Source organism: Actinomycetospora sp., from assembly GCF_055612215.1.
On record NZ_JBVPVA010000556.1, the window covers coordinates 1 to 2,601 of the forward strand.

The 2,601-nt window shown below is 73.7% G+C and carries 3 protein-coding genes; 1 reads left to right on the plus strand and 2 read right to left on the minus strand.

Annotation, left to right across the window (positions count from 1 at the left end):
• On the minus strand, positions 1-869 hold an 869-nt coding region (locus AC0CYZ_RS15390), incomplete at its 3' end, for a UPF0182 family protein (protein WP_472216816.1).
• Between the two features lie 143 nt (positions 870-1,012).
• Positions 1,013-2,038 (minus strand): YlbL family protein, encoded by a 1,026-nt coding sequence (locus AC0CYZ_RS15395; RefSeq protein WP_472216818.1) that lies wholly within the window; start codon positions 2,036-2,038, stop codon positions 1,013-1,015.
• Positions 2,039-2,166: 128 nt separating this feature from the next.
• On the opposite strand from AC0CYZ_RS15395, the gene AC0CYZ_RS15400 reads away from it, so the two are divergent.
• On the plus strand, positions 2,167-2,601 hold a 435-nt coding region (locus AC0CYZ_RS15400), incomplete at its 3' end, for a zinc-dependent metalloprotease (protein WP_472216820.1).

Genomic DNA, 2,601 nt, shown 5'->3' on the forward strand with positions numbered 1-2,601 from the left:
GGGATCTGCAGGTTGCGCAGGAACACCGCGGCGAAGAACGCGGCCGCGCAGATCACCGCGATCAGCAGCAGGATCAGCTTGGCCGGCATGGCCGCGTTGAGGTCGGTGTAGCTCGCGCCGTAGAAGTTGGCGCCCCCGGCCGAGGACTTGCGGTCGGAGAAGAGCAGCTCGTAGCGGTCGAAGAAGTACGCGACGGCCTTGAGCAGCACGAAGGTGCCGGCGAGGACGGCGAGGTGGGCGCGGGCGGCGGTCGCCAGCGAGCCGTTGCGCCCGGCGAGGCGGATGCCGCCGAAGACGTAGTGCGCGACGAGCGCGGCGAGGAAGCTCACCCCGACGCCGACGAAGAGCCACGACAGCACCGCGCGCCAGAACGGCAGCGCGAAGACGTAGAAGCTGATGTCGTGGCCGAACACCGGGTCGGCGACGCCGAACGAGGTCTGGTTGAGGAAGAGCTGGGTGGTCTCCCAGTCCCCCTGCGCCGAGAGGGCCGCGATGATCGCGACGATCAGCGGGATGCCGATCGCGAACAGCCGCAGGTGGGCGAGCACGACGGTGCGGTAGCGCGCGACCGGGTCCTCGGGGCCGGCGACGGGGACGAACACCGGGCGGGTGCGGTACGCGATGTAGAGGTTGAGCGCGATCAGCCCGCCCATGAAGACGGCCGCGATCAGGGCCTGCACGATGCGGGTGCCGAGCACCGTGGTGAACACCCCGCGGAAGCCGACCTCGCCGAACCACGCCCAGTCGACGTAGACGTCGACGAGGCGCGCCAGCGCGACCAGCACCACGAGCACGACCGCGCCCAGCACCAGCAGGGACTTCGTTCGCCGGGACAGCTGCGGGTTCCCGGTCGCCGGCCGGTTGGCCACTGTCGGTCACGCTCCAAGCGGGGACGGGTACTGCGGATCGAGGAGGCCGTGGTGGGCCCGCTGTCAGAACTCTACGAACGCCGTGTGGGTTCCCTGTGCTCCGGTGTGCCTCGTGTCGGGTTCGCCGACGGGCGAGGCGCTGGTCAACAGGTGGGCGGCGTCCGTCCGGCCGCCAGGTCCTGCACGGCCGCCACACCTTCGCGCAGGTCGGACACGCGCGCCAGCGTCAGCCCCGAAGGAGCCGTGCGGGCGGCCTCGGAACAGTTGCCGGCGGGCACCAGGAACGCGGTGGCCCCGTCGTGGCGGGCGGCGTCCATCTTGAAGCGGATGCCGCCGATGGGCCCGACGCGGCCATCGGCGTCGATGGTGCCGGTGCCCGCGATCTCCTTGCCGCCGGTGAGCTCGCCCGGGGTCAGCTTGTCCACGATCGCCGTCGCGAAGACCAGGCCCGCCGACGGACCGCCGACGTCGGCGAGGCCGATCTTGATCGTCGCGGGCGAGTCGACCTGCGAGGCGGCGGTGATGCCGAGGTAGCCCCGGGACGCGTCGCCCGGCCGGGCTGCCGCCGTGACGGTGACGTCGCGGGGCTGGCCGCCGCGCTGGACGCGCACGACGACCGGCGTCCCCGGGGCGGCGCCGCTGACGGCGTCGACGACGTCCTGCGGGCTCGTCACCGCGCGCCCGGCGACGGTGACCAGCTGGTCCCCCGGGGCGAGCAGACCGGCCGACGGTCCGGGCGTCGTGACGTCGCCGACCTGCACCACCGACGGGTAGCCGAGGTAGCGCAGGGCGGCGGTCTGGGCGTCGTTCTCGGACTGCGAGAACTGCCGGGTGTTCTCGGCGTCGACCTGCTGGCTCGACTGCCCGCTGGGGTAGACCTCCTCACGGGGCACGACCTCGTGCGACCCCGTGATCCACATGGCGACGGCGCCGAAGAGCGTCACCTGGCTGGTGACCGCGACGGTCGTCATCCGCAGCTGGCCCGCCGTCGGGTAGGTCGGCACGGGGCCCGACACGTCGATGATGGGGCGCCCGGCCTGGGCGCCGAGCACGTCGAAGGTCGGACCGTCGCCGAGGGCCACGAACGGGACCCGCACCGTCGCGCCGGCGAGACCCAGGACCGCGGCGAGCACGAGCCCGAGGGCGATCGTCGCGCGCAGTCGGGTCACGGGCGGGCAGGGTAGTGATCGGGGGTGTGGGCTGCGCGTCCGGTGTGGGCACCGTGCGTTCGCTGTGAGCGTGCCGGGAGCTCCGAGGAGGGGCCTCCGGGCGGGGGGTCACGCGTACCGTGGACCCCATGAGTGACCTGCCCTTCGGCTTCGGCCCGTCCGACCCCGACGACCCCCGCAACGAGGGGTCCTCCGGGTCCGGCTCCGGCGGCCAGGGGCCCGGCGGCGGCTTCGGCTTCGGCCCGGGCGGTGCGGGCGGCAATCCGTTCGCGGCGTTCGGCGCCGGCGGTGCGGGCGGCCCCGGGGGGTTCGACCTCGGGCAGCTCGGGCAGATGCTCACCCAGCTCGGCCAGATGCTCTCGGCGGGTGGCGGGCCCGGCGGCGGCAGCGGGCCGGTGAACTACCAGCTGGCCGCGCAGATGGCCCACCAGCAGCTCGGCGCGCAGGGCTCGACGAAGCCCACCGCCGAGCAGCGCACGGCGATCGAGGAGTCGGTGCGCCTGGCCGAGCTCTGGCTCGACGACGCGACCACCCTGCCGTCGGGGATCTCGACGGTGACGGCG